The 17207-nt window shown below is 50.5% G+C and carries 16 protein-coding genes and 6 tRNA genes; 13 read left to right on the plus strand and 9 right to left on the minus strand.

Annotated elements, in window-relative coordinates; translation table 11 throughout:
* Positions 1-5 precede the first annotated feature (5 nt).
* From BTA35_RS09615 to hisB, 7 genes are all read right to left on the minus strand, one after another.
* Entirely contained in the window at positions 6-542 is a 537-nt protein-coding gene (locus BTA35_RS09615) for a hypothetical protein (protein WP_078319594.1), read from the minus strand.
* A 115-nt stretch (positions 543-657) separates the two neighbouring features.
* Positions 658-1029 (minus strand): YdbL family probable chaperone protein, encoded by a 372-nt coding sequence (locus BTA35_RS09620; protein ID WP_078319595.1) that lies wholly within the window; start codon positions 1027-1029, stop codon positions 658-660.
* Between the two features lie 12 nt (positions 1030-1041).
* Positions 1042-1227 (minus strand): YnbE family lipoprotein, encoded by a 186-nt coding sequence (locus BTA35_RS09625; RefSeq protein WP_078319596.1) that lies wholly within the window; start codon positions 1225-1227, stop codon positions 1042-1044.
* Positions 1224-4124, minus strand: coding sequence for an intermembrane phospholipid transport protein YdbH family protein (locus tag BTA35_RS09630; protein ID WP_078319597.1), 2901 nt, complete (start codon positions 4122-4124; stop codon positions 1224-1226). Before BTA35_RS09630 ends, BTA35_RS09625 begins: the two co-directional genes overlap by 4 nt.
* A 42-nt stretch (positions 4125-4166) precedes the next feature.
* Positions 4167-4940 carry an imidazole glycerol phosphate synthase subunit HisF gene (gene hisF / locus BTA35_RS09635; protein WP_078319598.1) on the minus strand — a complete coding sequence of 258 codons (774 nt, stop codon included), beginning with the start codon at positions 4938-4940 and terminating at the stop codon, positions 4167-4169.
* A 342-nt stretch (positions 4941-5282) separates the two neighbouring features.
* Positions 5283-5933 (minus strand): imidazole glycerol phosphate synthase subunit HisH, encoded by a 651-nt coding sequence (gene hisH, locus BTA35_RS09640; RefSeq protein ID WP_078319599.1) that lies wholly within the window; start codon positions 5931-5933, stop codon positions 5283-5285.
* A gap of 21 nt (positions 5934-5954) precedes the next feature.
* Positions 5955-6548: an imidazoleglycerol-phosphate dehydratase HisB gene (gene hisB / locus BTA35_RS09645; protein ID WP_078319600.1), complete on the minus strand. Its 594-nt coding sequence runs from the start codon at positions 6546-6548 to the stop codon at positions 5955-5957.
* Positions 6549-6748: 200 nt separating this feature from the next.
* Between hisB and BTA35_RS09650 the strand changes: the two genes are divergently transcribed.
* The 10 genes from BTA35_RS09650 (at position 6749) to BTA35_RS09695 (ending at position 11695) form a co-directional block, all read left to right on the plus strand.
* On the plus strand, positions 6749-7192 hold the full coding sequence (locus BTA35_RS09650; RefSeq protein WP_078319601.1) for an acetyl-CoA sensor PanZ family protein: 444 nt from the start codon (positions 6749-6751) through the stop codon (positions 7190-7192).
* 71 nt (positions 7193-7263) lie between these two features.
* On the plus strand, positions 7264-9450 hold the full coding sequence (locus tag BTA35_RS09655; RefSeq protein WP_160054981.1) for an AsmA family protein: 2187 nt from the start codon (positions 7264-7266) through the stop codon (positions 9448-9450).
* A 165-nt stretch (positions 9451-9615) separates the two neighbouring features.
* The gene (gene mutY / locus BTA35_RS09660; RefSeq protein ID WP_078319603.1) at positions 9616-10674 is read left to right on the plus strand and encodes an A/G-specific adenine glycosylase; all 1059 of its coding nucleotides are present in this window, start codon (positions 9616-9618) and stop codon (positions 10672-10674) included.
* 49 nt (positions 10675-10723) lie between these two features.
* Positions 10724-10999 (plus strand): oxidative damage protection protein, encoded by a 276-nt coding sequence (locus BTA35_RS09665; protein ID WP_078319604.1) that lies wholly within the window; start codon positions 10724-10726, stop codon positions 10997-10999.
* 86 nt (positions 11000-11085) lie between these two features.
* A tRNA-Phe gene (locus tag BTA35_RS09670) sits at positions 11086-11161 on the plus strand.
* A 9-nt stretch (positions 11162-11170) separates the two neighbouring features.
* A tRNA-Gln gene (locus BTA35_RS09675) sits at positions 11171-11245 on the plus strand.
* A 36-nt stretch (positions 11246-11281) separates the two neighbouring features.
* Positions 11282-11357, plus strand: a tRNA-Thr gene (locus BTA35_RS09680).
* Between the two features lie 69 nt (positions 11358-11426).
* A tRNA-Phe gene (locus BTA35_RS09685) sits at positions 11427-11502 on the plus strand.
* 8 nt (positions 11503-11510) lie between these two features.
* Positions 11511-11585 (plus strand) — tRNA-Gln (locus BTA35_RS09690).
* Between the two features lie 34 nt (positions 11586-11619).
* A tRNA-Thr gene (locus BTA35_RS09695) sits at positions 11620-11695 on the plus strand.
* Between the two features lie 289 nt (positions 11696-11984).
* On the opposite strand, the gene BTA35_RS09700 is transcribed toward BTA35_RS09695, so the two are convergent.
* Together BTA35_RS09700 and pomA are read right to left on the minus strand one after the other, a co-directional pair.
* Positions 11985-12902, minus strand: coding sequence for a MotB family protein (locus BTA35_RS09700; RefSeq protein ID WP_078319605.1), 918 nt, complete (start codon positions 12900-12902; stop codon positions 11985-11987).
* A 72-nt stretch (positions 12903-12974) separates the two neighbouring features.
* Positions 12975-13751, minus strand: a complete 777-nt coding sequence (gene pomA / locus BTA35_RS09705) for a flagellar motor protein PomA (RefSeq protein WP_078319606.1) — start codon at positions 13749-13751, stop codon at positions 12975-12977.
* A 348-nt stretch (positions 13752-14099) separates the two neighbouring features.
* Here pomA and BTA35_RS09710 point away from each other — a divergent pair, with 348 nt between their 5' ends.
* The 3 genes from BTA35_RS09710 to dxs are packed head-to-tail and all read left to right on the plus strand — an operon-like array spanning position 14100 to position 17182.
* Positions 14100-14342 (plus strand): exodeoxyribonuclease VII small subunit, encoded by a 243-nt coding sequence (locus tag BTA35_RS09710; protein ID WP_078319607.1) that lies wholly within the window; start codon positions 14100-14102, stop codon positions 14340-14342.
* Between the two features lie 9 nt (positions 14343-14351).
* On the plus strand, positions 14352-15227 hold the full coding sequence (gene ispA / locus BTA35_RS09715; protein ID WP_202931229.1) for a (2E,6E)-farnesyl diphosphate synthase: 876 nt from the start codon (positions 14352-14354) through the stop codon (positions 15225-15227).
* 26 nt (positions 15228-15253) lie between these two features.
* Entirely contained in the window at positions 15254-17182 is a 1929-nt protein-coding gene (gene dxs, locus BTA35_RS09720) for a 1-deoxy-D-xylulose-5-phosphate synthase (RefSeq protein ID WP_078319608.1), read from the plus strand.
* Positions 17183-17207: the final 25 nt, after the last annotated feature.

Here is a 17207-nt window from a genome sequence, read left to right on the forward strand (position 1 = left end):
AAAGGCTACTGACTCTCCACTGCGGACTCATTCAGCCCCCGGTCACGGACACTGCTGTGGAAGGACTTTTCGTCTTCACTCTCCACAGATACTGAGCCTTGCTCCACCTGCTGTTCAATATCAGACTCAAACATCAGATTACCGCTACTCATCAGGTCCTGATAGGCGTAATAGCCAAAACCCGTACAAATCACCAGCACGACAGCAGGTACGCTGACATATATTTTTCTGAAGTGCCGGGCGACAAAGTAAACAAACAGCATGAGTTCAATAACACCCAGCGCCAATACCAGATAATCACCAATACCGCTGATTCCCCGAATAATGGGGTTCTCTTCCGGTGTATGCGTACCAATAAGCTCCATACTGACAACACCGGAACCATTCAGCAGGCTGATCACAAAAATCACCAGGAGCCAGGCCAAAGCAATACGTTTCTCATGGAACAGCGCCTGAAAAAACAGCGTTGTCAGTGCCAGAATAAAGGCAAAAAAAGCGCCGGCCAGATACCATTGGTAAGCGATAAACTGCTCTGTGGACATGAAAATTCCTTTAGCTTAAGAGGGACAGTGTCTGGGTTTTTAAATCTGATTCCAGAAAGGTATAAACAGATGCCGACACTCTACCTGTGAAATACAGACCCAGAAACCCCAGGCATTATTTTTTCAACCAGCCATTACCCAGGTCAATTAAATTACCGGGACGGGTTTTCTCAATCACTTTTTTGCCAGCAAGTTTTTCAACCTCCTGAAGAGAGATATTATTTTTTGCCGCCAGTTTTTTATAAACCTGCACCCGCTTATTGTTCACCTCATCCACCAGGGCTTTTACACCAGCCTCAGGCTTCACTACCCCCAGGTAGCCTGTATAACGCTCACCAACCCAACCGTTATCTTTGGCAGCATCCAGATCCAGTGCGTAGGCAGGCCCTGCCATGACCAATATCAGCAACAAGGTAACCATAAGTGCAGTCAAAGAAGAAACCCACAACTGTGGTGCCAGGTAATTATTGCTTATCTTGTTATTCATCAGGTTAACTCCTTAGAAAAGATCACTGTCTTCGCTGAACATCTGCTCCAGCTCTTTATCAACCTTGACCCGAATCTCATGGTCGATCTTAACATTCAGATTGATGGTGATCGGCTCCTTGGCCCCCACCTCAATACGAGGTGTACAGGCCGCCAGAAAACTGAGCATACCGGTTAAGAGTAAAAGTCTGAGTATCATTGATACATCCCTTGTGCTGATTCGCTGAGTGATTTGTCGATATGATCGCTTAATCGCAGCGCTTTAAGTAGCGTCAGAATATTCTGCTCGCTGGTAAAATTCAGGTTAACCGGTTGTGACTCCGCTTTGTTTTCACCCCGGATTGTCAGTACCGCTGTCAGCTGGCCATCCTCGTTCATTTCAATATCACCCTGCATCAGATCATAGTGAAGATTGTTAAGATGCCTTAACTGGCTGGCCAGCGCTGCCTGCTGCTGTAACATCGCCTGCCAGGCTGAGTTCTCCCTCAGAACAATTTCGCCCTCGGAGCTATAAACCCTTCCCTGTCGAATCGCAATCCCTGTGTCGCTAAGCCGGAGAGGGAGTGTACCATTGAGTAGTCCGGTTACCTTGATCTGTCTATCGCCTAAGGCGATCATTTCGCTGAGGTCCAACTTATCCAAAGTCAGCTCTGAAGTTTCACCTCCACTAAATGGATAGTTCATCCGGTCAAGCAATACCAAGCCACCCAAAGTCTCTGCAGATAAACCTGTAAACCGGGCGTTTACGGGCGATACCTTGTGATTCAGGTCACCGGATAGATTAAGATCCACAGCAAGGTCCGTTAGTTCCACTCCGGCATAGATCCGCTCCGCCTTCAGGGTCGTCAGTTCAGCATGCCATTGACCATCAGTCAGCACGCCCTGTAACGGCAGCTGAACCTGATTGAATTCATAGCCATCTGCTTTTCCGCCAAGGCGGTTCAAACGAATAGAAAAGTCCCCTTCCAGCCCTGCCATTAAATTTGGTGACGCTAAAACAGGGTCTTCAGGCAGCTTTGCCAGGCGTGCTCTTGAAATATCAAAGCGTCCGGTTAAATCTAACTGTCCGCCGGTAATTTGAGTTTGTGATGGCAGTTTAAGCCACTCCCCTATATGAGCCAGCTCAAGCTGTGCTTCTGCGTGCAGCTGCAGTGCATCGCGGTTCAGGTCAAAACCTAATGATACTTCAGGCAGCAGCGCGCCGGGCGTATCAGCGGATATTTCTGTCAACGGCGGCCTGTCAATCAGCCGCCCCGTAAAGACACCGGTGAGCTTAGATATCAGGGCATCAGCCGTTAGCGCTGATACAGGCGCAGTAACATCAAGGTCGCTGCTGTAAGGTAAGCGTATATTCTGTTTTAGTTCAGGGTGGCGTATCAGTGCCTCCCCTTCCCCATGGTGCATAAGCGACCACCGGCTCACTGAGTCTGCCTGATGATCCAGTACTAACACCCCTTCCCCTTTGTGCCTGAAGACAGGCAGTTCAAATCCGGCAGGAGCCCAAAGAGCTGCATCGTCATTCGGCACTGGTTTTAGTGCCATATCACTGCTCAGAATCTCGACCTGGGCATGCTTTATCAGGGGAAAACCTTGCTGGAGGTCTGCAGAAGTCGCCGCAAGATCCACAGCCAGAGCAGCATCTATTTGAGAGGATATCTCCAGGCGACGGGACTGATTCGCAAAAACAGCCTGAGGTTTAAGCTCTGCACTGAAGCTATTTTGTAATGTAAAATCAAGCGCATCCGGCGTTAATTTTATCCCCTTCACATGGAACTGCAGCGCCGGGGCTTGTTGGTCATGGGGTTGCCAGTTTCCTGAGAACTCTGCCCAGTTAAGTGTTTTTTCAGTCAGGTTCAGCTCTACGGGCGCGGCAAGTCCCAGTCGGATACGTCCACCCTGTTCTAATGACGCAGGACTCAGCCCTTTAGACCAGGCCTGTAACGCTGACAGACCAACCCCATCAAGATGTTCCTTCAGACAAGCACCGGAAACCAGATGATCCTCCGTGCTCCCCAGCGAAAGCGTTAATCGCTCCGGCTGCTCCGCCAGATAACGGAGGGCTACGGTGCGCGAATCAAGAGGTATGCTGCATAACCCGCCCCCATGAAGCACCATTGGCGGGATGTTTATCGCCAAATCGGCCCGCGACGCCTCCAACTGTATCGCCAAACGAATATCAGACGCCGAAACGACAACGGGACTATTCGCGAGGTACTCCTGTACCACCGACAATGTCTCTTTCAGCGGCAACCATGCAGGCAGGTTCAGATGGTCGGAATTAAAGCTCTCAGCCCCCTGGAGCGTGACATCCAGCGCCTGATGAGCATCACTTAGCTGCGCTCGCAAGTCGAAAAAAAAGGGTTCTGCTACCCCCGGCGGAGCCTGAGCCAGGTCTTTAGCGGTCAGACTGAATTGCCAATGGCCATCCTCTGCTTTTACATCAGAGCCATCCTTGGAATACTGCAGGCGAATAACGCTATTCAGCGGCACACCTTGCAGGCTTAGCGACCTGATGGCCAAGGTGTGCAACTGGTATTGCTGTCGCAGGGCATCCAGTTTTGCAACAACAGTTTTGAGCTGCCGGTAGTACTGCTCATACTCTGGCCGCAGACTCAGCTCTTGCTGAAGCCAGCCCATTGAAGGCGGTCTTTCAGAAACGGATACCGGTTGATCACCAGAGGTTATGGATGCTTTGAGTGACGGTTTATCTTCTGCGGGTACAGATTCGACTTCGGCCCGGGCAGCACCGGATAGGGTTAGCGCCGCGGGTAACTGATCTGGCAAGCGAATATCCAGCCGATCAATAATCAACTCGCCGGAAACGGGCCATGAAACACCCTCAATAACCAGTGTGCTGTTTTCGGGGCCAGACAAGGAAAGCTTTTTCAGTCGCTGCCAGTTATTCAGCTGAAGCAGCTCCAACCGAAGGCTATCCGCAGGCAAGCCCCCCAAGGGTTCAGAAAATATATAGTGGTTTACAACCGGAGGCAGCCAGCGATCATGGCTGTAGGCGAGCAGAGATAAAAGAAGAGCAAAAAACAGGGTGCAACCCAGCAGAATAGCTGAACTGACAAGCAAAAACTGTCGAAACCGCATCTGAGCTGCACACTCCTGTCTTGAGCACGATAAAAGATGCGCCTAAAGGCGCATCTCAATCCCCTGCTCTGCCATAAAGGCCTTCGCTTCAGGAATGGTGTGTTCACCAAAATGGAAAATACTGGCCGCCAGAACAGCATCCGCATGGCCTTCGGTAACACCATCAGCCAAATGCTGAAGATTACCGACACCACCGGAAGCGATCACCGGAATTGGAATAGCGTTGCTGATGGCCCGGGTCACTTCCAGATCGAAACCATTCTTAGTGCCGTCACGATCCATGCTGGTCAATAGAATTTCCCCGGCACCGTACTCATTCATCTTGATCGCCCACTCAACAGCATCCAGCCCTGTTGGCTTGCGGCCACCATGGGTAAAGATCTCCCAACGACCCGGTTCGCCCTCAGCACTGACACGTTTGCAGTCGATGGCAACCACAATACATTGACTGCCGAAACGCTCAGCAGCTTCACGGACAAAGTCCGGGTTAAATACGGCAGCCGTATTGATACCGACTTTATCAGCACCTGCGTTCAGCATGCGGCGGATATCATCACAGGAACGAATACCACCACCGACCGTCAGCGGGATAAATACCTCGCTGGCGATCTCTTCTACCATGTGAACGGTGGTTTCACGGTCTTCGTTACTGGCGGTGATATCAAGAAAAGTGATCTCATCCGCACCTTGTTCGTTATAGCGTTTGGCAACCTCAACCGGGTTACCGGCGTCACGGATATCAACAAAGTTCACGCCTTTAACAACGCGTCCTTTATCAACATCCAGACAAGGAATAATTCGTTTGGCCAGTGCCATGTTCGGCTCCTGTTCTCTATAAATCCAAAGTGATGGATGGCTGCATCAGCTGCAAACGCAAACCCTATAAAAGCCTGCAACGGATTTTATCCACGGTCGCCAGGGAGGGCGACGTGCGCATGTTCGGTTCATGGACGAACCAACATGCGCGGGATAAAACAGGCAGCAGGCTTTAAGCCCTGGGGCATAGAAACCAGCCCTGACAGAGACCCGCCTTACAGACTCCGGCCGGTTCATCCCTGAACCGAGCCGGAGCCACCGCCATCCCTGGCGGTTACTTGTAAGGCCGACTCTGTCGGGCTTCAGCTCTCAGTATCTTCCTGAGACCGCTACCCCTTTGAATCAGGCGCTTTTACCATCCCATTCAGCAAAGTTTTTCAACAACTGCAGACCGGCATCGTGACTCTTCTCCGGGTGAAACTGCACGGCAACCACGTTGTCGTGAGCCAGCGCCACATGGCAGGTTTTGCCATAACGGGTTTCACCGATCACCTGAGATGTATCAGCCGCTTCCACGTAGTAGCTGTGGACAAAATAGAAGCGGGCATCATCTTCAATACCCTGCCAGATCGGATGGTTGCGGGTGTGCTTTACCCGATTCCACCCCATATGAGGCACTTTCAGCTTTGCACCTTGCTCATCAAGCAGGGGATCACCAAAGAAACGCACATGACCTTCAAACTGCCCCAGGCAAGGCACACCACCATTCTCTTCACTATCCTGCATCAAAGCCTGATAGCCAACGCAGATACCCAGAAAAGGTTTACCGGAGGCGATATTTTCCTGCACCACCTTATCCACACCCAGCCGACGGATTTCCGCCATGCAGTCGCGGATTGCACCCACGCCAGGCAATACAACATGCTCGGCACTACGGATCACCTCAGGGTCAGAGGTCACGACAACCTGCTGATCGGTGGCTACGTGCTCAAGCGCTTTCGATACAGAGTGCAGGTTACCCATGCCATAGTCGATAACAGCAATTGTCTTCATTATAAATCCTTAAACACGCACCTACAGACTGCCTTTTGTTGACGGCATCATACCCGCCATACGCTCATCCATCGCCAGCGCCATGCGCAGGGCACGACCAAACGCTTTAAAAATGGTTTCCGCCTGATGGTGGGCATTAAAGCCTTTCAGGTTATCAATATGCAGAGTGACACCGGCATGGTTCACAAAGCCCTGGAAAAATTCCCAGAATAGCTGAGTATCCAGGCGGCCTATACTGGCGCGGGTAAAATCAACATTCATCTCAAGGCCCGGACGACCGGAAAAATCGATCACTACCCGTGACAAGGCTTCATCCAGGGGAACATAGGCATGGCCATAACGTGTCATGCCTTTTTTATCACCCACCGCTTTGGCAAAAGCCTGCCCCAGGGTGATACCCAGATCCTCCACGGTATGGTGGTCATCAATATGCAGATCCCCCTTGGCAACAATATCCATATCAATAAGGCCATGCCGGGCGATCTGGTCGATCATATGTTCCAGAAAGGGAACGCCGGTATCGATGTTCAGTTGACCTGTGCCATCAAGGTTTACTGAAACCTTAATTTGGGTTTCCAGGGTGTTACGCTCTACGCTTGCGGTACGCTCCGCCATGAAGATTCTCCGGAGGGCTTTGTTATTCAAGAAAACGGGAATTATAGAGAATCTGACCTGCTATCCGCTACAATACTTCTGCAGACTCTGCACTTTATTCATGCCAAATGCTGCATCGGGGTCAGACCCAGCCTATTATGCATCATTCGGAACGCTTTTAATGTTCAGAAAGCGTTTTATCTATCTTTCGGAGACGCGGAATGCCCGTTTTATTAACAATTGTTAATGACAAAACTGACCAGGCACATATTGAGCAACTGGAAAAAATCTACACCGATGCCCAACCCGAGCGCCTGGCACAGCTCCCGAATGTTAACTCCGCAAAATCTTTTGTGGATACGATCCTGCAAAGCCAGGAGCACAGTTTCTATTGCGGTCTTTTTAATGATCGCCTGATTGCCGCTGCCGTTATCACGCAACAGAGCAACACCTGGCAGATCAGCCACCTTTGCGTACGCAGTATCACCCGCCGCAGAGGAGTGGGCAGCCGCTTACTCACACTGGTAATCGAGGCCGCCAAAGCTAACAATATGGCAACCCAGGTTGCGACCAACGCCCTGATGACTCAGGATCATATTATTCTGCAGCGCATGGGCTACACACTAAGCGAAGCGGGCGATCACTACCTTCTGGATATTCGCTAACAGCAGAATGACAATCGACCTCAGCCCGTCCACCATTTCACAACAGGGAAGCAATAACAGTGCGATTCTTATTGAAATCACTATTTTATCTGGTGAGCTTTATTATCCTCCTGCTGGCAGGTCTTGTGATCTACCTGACGCAGTTTTTTGATGCAAACCAGTACAAGCCCCAGATCCTTGATGCAGCCAGAGATGCCGGCGTTCCCCTGGAAATTAATGGCGAACTCAATGTTGCCGTTTTTCCTCGTATCGGGCTGAATATCAATGACGTTGCAGTCAAACTTCCGGATACAACAGACACAACGTTAGCGGCTGTTAATCAGGTTGCCGTTTCGGTCAAGGTCATGCCTCTGCTCTCGGGTTCAGTCGAAGTGGATCGTATTATTGTGGATAGCTTGCAGGCCGACCTGATTGTGGATAACTCCGGCGTGGGTAACTGGCAGGCGCTTATTCCTGAAAACACTGAAGCCGCACCCCCTGCAGATGGTAGCCCCCAGGAAGACCAGGGCACTGACAGCACACAAAAAGCAGGCTTGCCGAACATTGAGATTGGTGGCATCGATATCACCCATGCCCGCCTGACGTATACAGATCAACAGCAGAATGTACGCTTTGCCGTTAATGACCTTAACTTCACCAGCGACAATATTCAGCTGGGGGAAAGCTTCCCTATCAGCTTTTCCACCCAGGTATCCAGCAGCAACCCTGAACTTGACGCCACACTACAACTCAGCGCCAGCGTTACAGCGGACCTGGAAAAAGAGTTATTCCGTTTAAGCGCACTGAACCTGCAGCTAAGCGCCAAATCACCACTTATCCCCGGTAATAATGCACAACTCAACCTCCAGGCCGATGCACAGGCAGACCTGCAGCAGGATAGCGCCCAGTTTAACGCCAGCAAACTAAGCGTAAACGGTATAGACATCACACTGAATTCCCAGGTTGAGCAACTCACGACCGCGCCTACTGTTAAGGGCAGCCTGAAGGTCAGTCAGTTCAATCTGAAAGAAACCCTTGCTCAACTGGAAATTTTACTGCCGGAAATGGCTCGCCAGGATGCGATGCATGCACTAACACTGTCTGCTGACTTTGAAGCATCAACAGAAGCCGCTGCGATAAAAGACCTGCTGATCACACTGGATGATACCCAGGTTAAAGGCAGCGCATCCGTCAAACTTGCCAACCAGGCGATCATCGCTCAATTAGATATCGATAAACTGAACGCTGATCACTACCTGCCCCCGGTTGCGGAAGAAGATAAAACAGCTGAGTCAACAGGAACACCCGCCAAAGAAACACCAGAAGCAGATCTGCTACCGGTTGAGCTGATCAAATCGCTGAACGCCGATGCCAAAATAAACCTGAACCAACTAACCATCAAAAAGCTGGATATCACTGATATTCAACTGGCGGTTACCGCTAAAGATGGCTTAGTTGACCTGAGCAAAGCCAACGCAAAACTTTATGATGGCAGCATCATAAACAGTGCGCAGCTGGATGTTCGTCCAACACCATTAACGCTCAATATTAAGCATGCTACATCCGGTGTTCAAATCACGCCCATTCTGGCTCAACTGGCTGAATTTAAAGATGTTACGGGTGCCGTCAATGCCAATGCGGACCTCAGAACCCAGTCCAACCGCTTATCAACCCTAATGAGCAACCTGAATGGTCGCGTGGACTTTAATATCCTGAACGGCGCCTTTCTCGGCACGAACCTGGCGAAAGAGATGTGCAGTGTTTTAGGCGATGCTAAAAAAGCGCAATGGTCTGCCAATACAGATTTCACGTCGCTCAAAGGCAGCATGGACTTTGAAAATGGTGTCGGACAGAACAAAGATATGACCATCGCCACTCCGGGTATTCTTCTGACAGGCTATGGCAACCTTAATCTGCCAAAAGAAACTTTTGCCTATAATTTGGGAGCACAAATCACCGATGCCAATGACACCGCCTGCACCGTAAAGAGCAACCTTAAGGCGGTACGCTGGCCCGTTGCCTGCAGCGGCAGTTATGGCACCCCCTCCGCCATTAACTGTGGGCTCGATAGCAGCGCCATCGGAGATACCTTGGGAAAAATCGCCAAAACAGAGGCCAAGGCAGCTCTTAATGCTGAAAAAGCCCGGCTTAAAGCCAAAGCCGATGCCGAAAAAGCCCGTATAGAAGCTGAGTTAAAGGCAAAGCTGGAGGCAGAGAAAGAAGCGGCCCGCAAACGCCTGGAAGAGAAGGCAAAAGAGAAACTGAAGAGCCTCTTCTGATCTCTACCTGAGGTAACGCAGAAGAAGATAAAGGTACTGCCTTTTCCCTTCCTGCAGCCTCAGTTACAATAACTTATCCCAGTAAAAGGGTCGGATATATCCGGCCCTTTTTTATCATCGCTACCGCCAATCCCCGGTGGCGCTTAATGCCTCAGGTACTTCAGCGTGGATCTATCGGTTACCCCTAATGATGCGGACCAGGTGGCTGCAGCTATTCTAAGCTGGTACGACCAGCACGGCCGTAAAAGCCTGCCCTGGCAACAAAATCGCACGGCTTATAAAGTCTGGCTCTCTGAAGTGATGCTGCAGCAGACGCAGGTCAATACAGTGATCCCTTATTTTGAAAACTTTATCACCCGCTTCCCGGACGTGCAGACACTGGCGGCAGCAGGAATTGATGAAGTGCTGCATCTCTGGACCGGGCTTGGCTATTACGCCCGCGCACGTAACCTGCATAAATGTGCACAAGTCGTCACGGACAAATATAAGGGCGAATTCCCTGAAGACCCGGAGCTTCTGGAAGCACTGCCCGGTATTGGCCGCTCAACAGCTGCAGCCATTGCAGCTCAGGCTTACAACAAGCGCGCTGCAATTTTAGACGGTAATGTAAAACGCTTTCTGGCTCGCCTGCACTGCGTGCCTGGCTGGCCAGGGCAAGGCAATACACTAAAAGCGCTCTGGAGACTGGCAGAACACTATACGCCTCAGCAACGCTGCCAGGCTTATACCCAGGCCGTTATGGATATAGGTGCGCTGGTCTGTACCCGCCGCAACCCTAAGTGTGATCAATGCCCGGCCGAACGTTGGTGTGCCGCCAGGCTAACCGCCAGCCAACATGACTTCCCCCACTCAAAACCCAAGAAAACCAACCCGGTTCGGCAGAGCACGCTTTATATGCTATATGTCCCGAACTCAGGCTATCTTCTGCTGCAGCGACCACCGACAGGAATATGGGGTGGGCTTTGGAGTCTGCCCGATGCTAAAGAGATAAAAAACCTGCTGGGACAGCTACCGGAAACAGAAGAAAAACAACATCTGGAGCATAAGTTTTCTCACTTCACATTGCAGGCAGAGATCCATCTATGCACACTGAATACTCAACAAAATAAGCCGTTGTCCCTGAATATCAGAGAGCAGGGACAACGTTGGTACAACCCAGAGCAACCGGATAATATTGGTCTACCGGGCCCGATACATAAGCTACTACATGCCCTGCGAACCTGAACGATCGCGCTATGGCAAAAACATCCAATCACAGAACAAAGAGAACACTATGAGTCAGATGATTTTCTGTAAAAAATATCAGAAAGACCTTGAAGCCCTGACTATTCCGCCTTTTCCGGGAAAAAAGGGTCAGGAAATTGTTGAAACCGTATCAAAACAGGCCTGGCAGGAGTGGCTGAAGTACCAGACCATGCTGATTAACGAAAAACATCTTAATATGATGAGCCCGGAAGCCAGAGAGTTCCTGAGTATTGAAATGGACAAATTCTTTAATAACTCCAAAGATCTTGAACCTGTTGCCGGATATGTACCCCCAGAAAGCTAAAAGGCCATTAAGCGACTGTATTTTTTTAACTTTTCTTGAAAAAACAGTTGACGAAAAAAAGGCTTTCCTGTTTAATACGCCTCGTTGGCCGGATAGCTCAGTTGGTAGAGCAGAGGATTGAAAATCCTCGTGTCGGCGGTTCGATTCCGTCTCCGGCCACCACTCTTTTGCTGGGGTATAGCCAAGCGGTAAGGCACCGGTTTTTGGTATCGGCACTCCCAGGTTCGAATCCTGGTACCCCAGCCATATTTGCTTCAAAGCTGCTTTTTTTTGCAAAGCATTGCCGGTATAGCTCAGTCGGTAGAGCAACTGACTTGTAATCAGTAGGTCCCGGGTTCGACTCCTGGTGCCGGCACCATTTCAGCAAATCTTATTTACTCATAAGCTGATAACTTCATTTGAAGCATGGACTTCATAGTCCACTTGTGGCCGGATAGCTCAGTTGGTAGAGCAGAGGATTGAAAATCCTCGTGTCGGCGGTTCGATTCCGTCTCCGGCCACCACTATTTGCTGGGGTATAGCCAAGCGGTAAGGCACCGGTTTTTGGTATCGGCACTCCCAGGTTCGAATCCTGGTACCCCAGCCATATTTTCTTCAAAGCTGCTTTTTTGCAAAGCATTGCCGGTATAGCTCAGTCGGTAGAGCAACTGACTTGTAATCAGTAGGTCCCGGGTTCGACTCCTGGTGCCGGCACCATCTCTTCAGTCTACATTTCTCAATATTCCAGCCTGAATCAAAAGCATGCATCTGTGTCGACTTCAATTCTGAGACTCCATAACCGGACTCAAAGCCAGCAATGATACTCCGTCCTGTTTTCGCATTGTTCCGCGCTTAGCTTTCTTAACTTCCAAAGCACTCCTCTGTCAGAACGCGCCACCTAAAGCACAAAACCCGGGCATAAAAAAGCCCAACACGATGATAAGTCATGCCGGGCTCTCTCAAGCCAAAACAGCTCTACTTAACAGAGAAAATAAGGCAATGACCGTCAGAAGACCTCACCAGGGGTCAACTCAAACACTCGCTCTTCAATTTCTAAGTTGATCTCGCTCCCCTGAGCCTTCGCCTCTTCATTCTGCTCCTCAAGGAAGCTGATAGCACCGTTTTCCTCATTGGCACCCTGATCGACAACAATCTCAACCCGGCGATTTTTTGCCCGACTCTCCCGGTTATCATTCGCCACCAAAGGCTTGGTATCCGCAAAGCCAATGACTTTCATTCGGGAAGATTCCACCAGGCCATCCAGCTCTAACTCAAATGCTACAGAAGATGCCCGGGCAGAAGACAGATCCCAGTTCGAACGAAAACGATCCGTATTGATCGGAATATCATCTGTATGACCTTCAATTGTGATTTTACCCGGCGTAGCGGCAAGTGCCTGTCTGATCTTATCCATGACCAACTCAAACTGCTCTGAAAGCACCGCGCTACCCGGTGAAAAAGAGCCCTTTTCCTCCACGCGGATAATAATATTCCGCTTACGGGATTCAACCTGAATTTTACCTTCTTCGATCTCTTCCTTTAAAATTCTGGCGATCGCCTCTGCATCAGCCTGCGTTTGCTGCTCTTCTTTTATAGTTTCAACACTCTCAGTACGAAGATTGGACTCTAGCTCCGTTGTTTTCTGCTGAATAATCTCCAGAGGATTCGGCTCAGGCTTACCTGGGGTATAGTTCTCCAGAACAGCACTTGTTCCCATGGGAATATCATTAGCCTGTATCTGTCGCTGAATACCGTAGGCCTTGGACAACTCACCGGCAAGGCGCTTAAACTTGGTGACATCCATCTCGGAGAAAGAGAGCAGAAGCACAAAGAAGCACATTAAAAGAGACATCAGATCTGCAAAGGTCATTACCCAGGCCGCCGCCGGTGGCGGGCAATCACACTCTTCTACATCATCACTCATACTGAAATCCTGAAATAGCGAACACTTTCACTCTTCGGTCAAAACTGCACCTCAGAGGGCAACAATCCTGTTTTATTCCTGAGCGGGCTGCTCGAAGGTGGCCTCATCACGCACACCAGCAGGTAAATAAGTACGCAGCATATCCTCAATAACCCGCGGATTCTGACCAGACTGAATCGCCAAAAGGGCATCAACAATTATTGACTGTATCTGGGCTTCTTCTGTCATGCGCAGGGTTAATTTATCAGCGATCGGAATAGCAATCATAGTCGCCAACATAGCACCGTAGAGTGTTGTCAAAAGCGCAACCGCCATGGCGGGACCAATAGATTTAGGGTCATCCATGTTAGACAACATCTGAACTAGGCCGATCAAAGTACCTATCATCCCCATGGCCGGGCCGACATCACCGATGGAGGTAAAGACCTTCGCACCCCATTTGTGCCGCTCAAGGGTCATGGCCCGGTCTTTGGTCAGCATCGTCCGGACAACCTCCCGGTCCTGACCATCCACCAACAGCTGCATACCATTTTTCAGGTACTTGTTATCGACCTCTTTGTCTTCCAGCGCCAAAAGGCCACCCTTACGGGCTACCTGGGCCACATCCACCAGAACACCGATAATCTCTTCCGGCGACTCAAGTTTGAAGGCAAAAGCCTTAATCGCAACTTTTACCGCCCCCAGAAACTGGCCAAGGCTGTATTTCGCCAGCACCACGAACAGGGAACCACCAATAACAATCAGAATGGAAGGTATATTGACAAAAATGATAGGGTCGCCACCAAGAATCATTGCCATAGCAACGATACCAATAGCGCCGATAATACCAAGCAGGGTAGCTATATCCACAGAGAACTCCTTGGTTCCTTGAAAGTGTAGTTGACGGCTCTAACAAAGAGATAGTACATAACTCAGACTAGCGCAGCCTTTGTAACATTATGCAACTTTTAGATTCCTGCGCGTATAATAGCGACTTTTACTCATGGGTTGAATGGCTTTAAAGCATGAGATTACAGGTAAGTGCCTGAACAGCGAACCTATTCGCATTTCAATGATGCCGTTAAATTAACAACCTTTTGATTTAATTAGAGTTTATAATTCAGTGCTTATTCATATTTTTTCCGCTATTGAACCAATGGATATTCTCCGGTAACGTCTGCCGGTTTGCGTATAGCGGTACAGATTGGAGGTTTCGTGATGGCTCAGCCCAAAGCAAAAGATTTTGCGGGTAAAATGGCTGAATTAGAGCAACTTGTTGCTCAGCTGGAAGCCGGAGAGCTATCTCTGGAAGAATCGCTGAAAGCGTTTGAAGGCGGCATCCGCCTGATTCGGGACTGTCAGAACAAACTGACCCAGGCTGAACAGAAAGTCAGCCAGCTGATTGAAGACAACGGTCAGCTTACCGAAGCGCCTTTGTCGCCACCTACCTCAACGGAATAAAAGTTTAACGTGAGCATCCAAGATCAACTTAAGCCCCTGATGGAGCGCTCTGATCGACAGCTCGATCAGATACTATCCGCATCTTCTACTGCCTCCGATCGTTTACTGGAGGCTATGCGCTACTCTGTATTTAACGGTGGCAAACGCTTTCGTCCTGTTCTCGCTTACGCTGCCTGTCAGGCAATCACAGGCCGGGTTGAATCTGCGGATGCTTCTGCCGCTGCTGTCGAGCTGGTACACGCCTACTCCCTGGTTCATGATGATCTTCCCGCAATGGATGATGACGATCTCAGGCGAGGCCAGCCAACCTGTCATATTAAATTTGATGAGGCAACGGCAATTCTTGCCGGCGACGCCCTGCAGACTTCAGCATTCAGCGCACTGCTGAGCCACCCCACCCCTGAACACCTGCCTCAGCTATTATCGGAGCTGACCGCAGCCAGCGGAGCAATGGGCATGGTTGCCGGACAAATGATCGACCTGTCCGCCGTTGGCCATGCGCTGGATGTTAACGCCCTTGAGAATATGCATCAGCACAAAACCGGAGCTCTGATCCGTGCCAGTGTCCGTATGGGGGCTATCGCCGGTGGCGCAACAGCCTTTCAGCTGAACGCCCTGACAACCTACGCAGAAGCACTTGGGCTAGCCTTTCAGGTACAGGACGACATTCTGGATGTGGAAGGTGATATCTCGACACTGGGTAAACAAACCGGCGCAGATGCTGCACTTGATAAACCGACCTATCCCGCCCTACTGGGACTTGGCCAAGCTAAAACGAAAGCCCGGGAACTGATTGATAAAGGGCTATCCGCTCTGGATTCTTTTGGCCCAGAAGCGGATCTGTTAAGAGAGCTGGCACGCTATGTGATTCAGCGTAATCACTAAAGCGGTCACAACACATTAAAAAGCCTATGTCTGACTACACACTGTTTCAGGAAATTCCGTTAGCCCGCCCTTCCACGCCTCTGCTTGACCAGATTGACGTGCCGGAGAACCTGCGTCAGCTGGATATCAATCAACTGCCCCAGCTGGCTAATGAGCTGCGCGAATTTTTGCTCTACTCCGTTGGTCAGACCGGCGGCCACTTCGGCGCGGGCCTGGGGGTTGTTGAACTGACCCTGGCACTCCATTATGTGTTTAATACACCCGATGACCGCCTGGTCTGGGATGTAGGTCATCAGGCTTACCCCCATAAGATTCTGACAGGCCGCCGTGAAAAGATGGGCACAATCCGTCAGTACGATGGTATTGCCGCTTTTCCAAAGCGGGCTGAGTCTGAATTCGACACCTTTGGCGTTGGCCACTCAAGCACCTCAATCAGCGCAGCTCTGGGGATGGCCGTCGCCGCTCGCGAACAGGGCCTGAACCGCCATGTCGCCGCTATTATCGGTGATGGAGCCATGACGGCAGGTATGGCGTTTGAAGCCCTTTCCCATGCAGCCCATGTTGATGCCAATCTGTTAGTAATTCTGAATGACAACGAGATGTCGATCTCAGAAAATGTTGGTGGGTTTGCGACTTATTTAGCCAAAATGCTCTCCAGTAAAGCCTATACCCGCATGCGTGAAGGCAGTAAAAAAGTGCTGTCAAAGCTGCCTATGGCATGGGAACTGGCCCGCAAGACCGAAGAACATATGAAGGGCATGATCTCGCCCAGCACCCTCTTTGAGGAGATGGGTTTCCATTATATCGGCCCAATTGATGGCCATGATGTGCACTCTTTGGTCAATACACTGAATAACATCAAAGACCTTAGCGGCCCTCAGTTTCTGCATGTCATTACCCGTAAAGGTAAGCGCTTTGCACCTGCTGAAGCGGATCCCATCGGATACCATGCCATCACCAAGATGGAAAAAGAGCCGACAGCTAAGACAGTCCCCCCTGTGAAACAGAAAAGCAAAGCCAAGTACTCAAATATCTTTGGCCAATGGCTGTGTGATATGGCTGCGCAGGATGATCGCCTGACCGGAATTACACCAGCGATGCGGGAAGGCTCGGATCTGATCCGTTTCTCCAAAGAGTACCCTGACCGCTATTTTGATGTTGCCATTGCAGAACAGCATGCGGTAACGCTGGCTGCAGGTATGGCCTGTGACGGAATGAAGCCCGTTGTAGCAATCTATTCTACTTTTCTGCAACGGGGCTATGACCAGCTGGTACATGACGTTGCAGTACAAAACCTGGATGTGTTATTCGCAATTGACCGGGCAGGACTGGTAGGGGAAGACGGCCCAACCCACCACGGCACACTGGACCTGAGCTTCCTGCGCTGTGTACCCGGTCTGGTGATTATGGCCCCCGCCGATGAAAATGAAACCCGCCAGATGCTATACACCGGTTACCAGCATAAAGGGCCTGCGGCGGTCCGCTATCCCAGAGGTACCGGCCCGGGTGTTGAGATTCAGGCTGAGATGACCGCTCTGCCCATCGGTCAGGCTGAAAAACGTCTGCAGGGGAACCCCGGTACAAAGAGTCCGAAAGTGGTTCTGATGGCTTTTGGTTCCATGGTCACCCCAGCGCAGGAGGTTGCGGAGAAAAACGGTTTCGGCCTGATCAACATGCGCTTTGTGAAACCTCTGGATCAGAATGCCGTTCTTGAAGCAGCCAAAGAGTATGACCTGCTGGTGACCCTTGAGGAGAACGTGATTGCCGGCGGAGCAGGCAGCGGCATAGCAGAACTTCTTATGCAGAACGCCGTTGTTAAACCTGTGCTACACCTCGGCCTACCGGATCGCTGGGTCGATCAGGGTAGTCCTCAGCAACTACTGAAGGAATGTGGTCTTGATGCTCCCGGTATCGAAGCCAGCATTGAAAACTATCTGGCCAAGCTGACAACCTAGCACAGCCCTTACCCCGGCCAGAACA

The sequence above is a fragment of the Oceanospirillum linum genome (assembly GCF_001995095.2).
Taxonomy (GTDB): Bacteria; Pseudomonadota; Gammaproteobacteria; order Pseudomonadales; family Halomonadaceae; genus Oceanospirillum; species Oceanospirillum linum.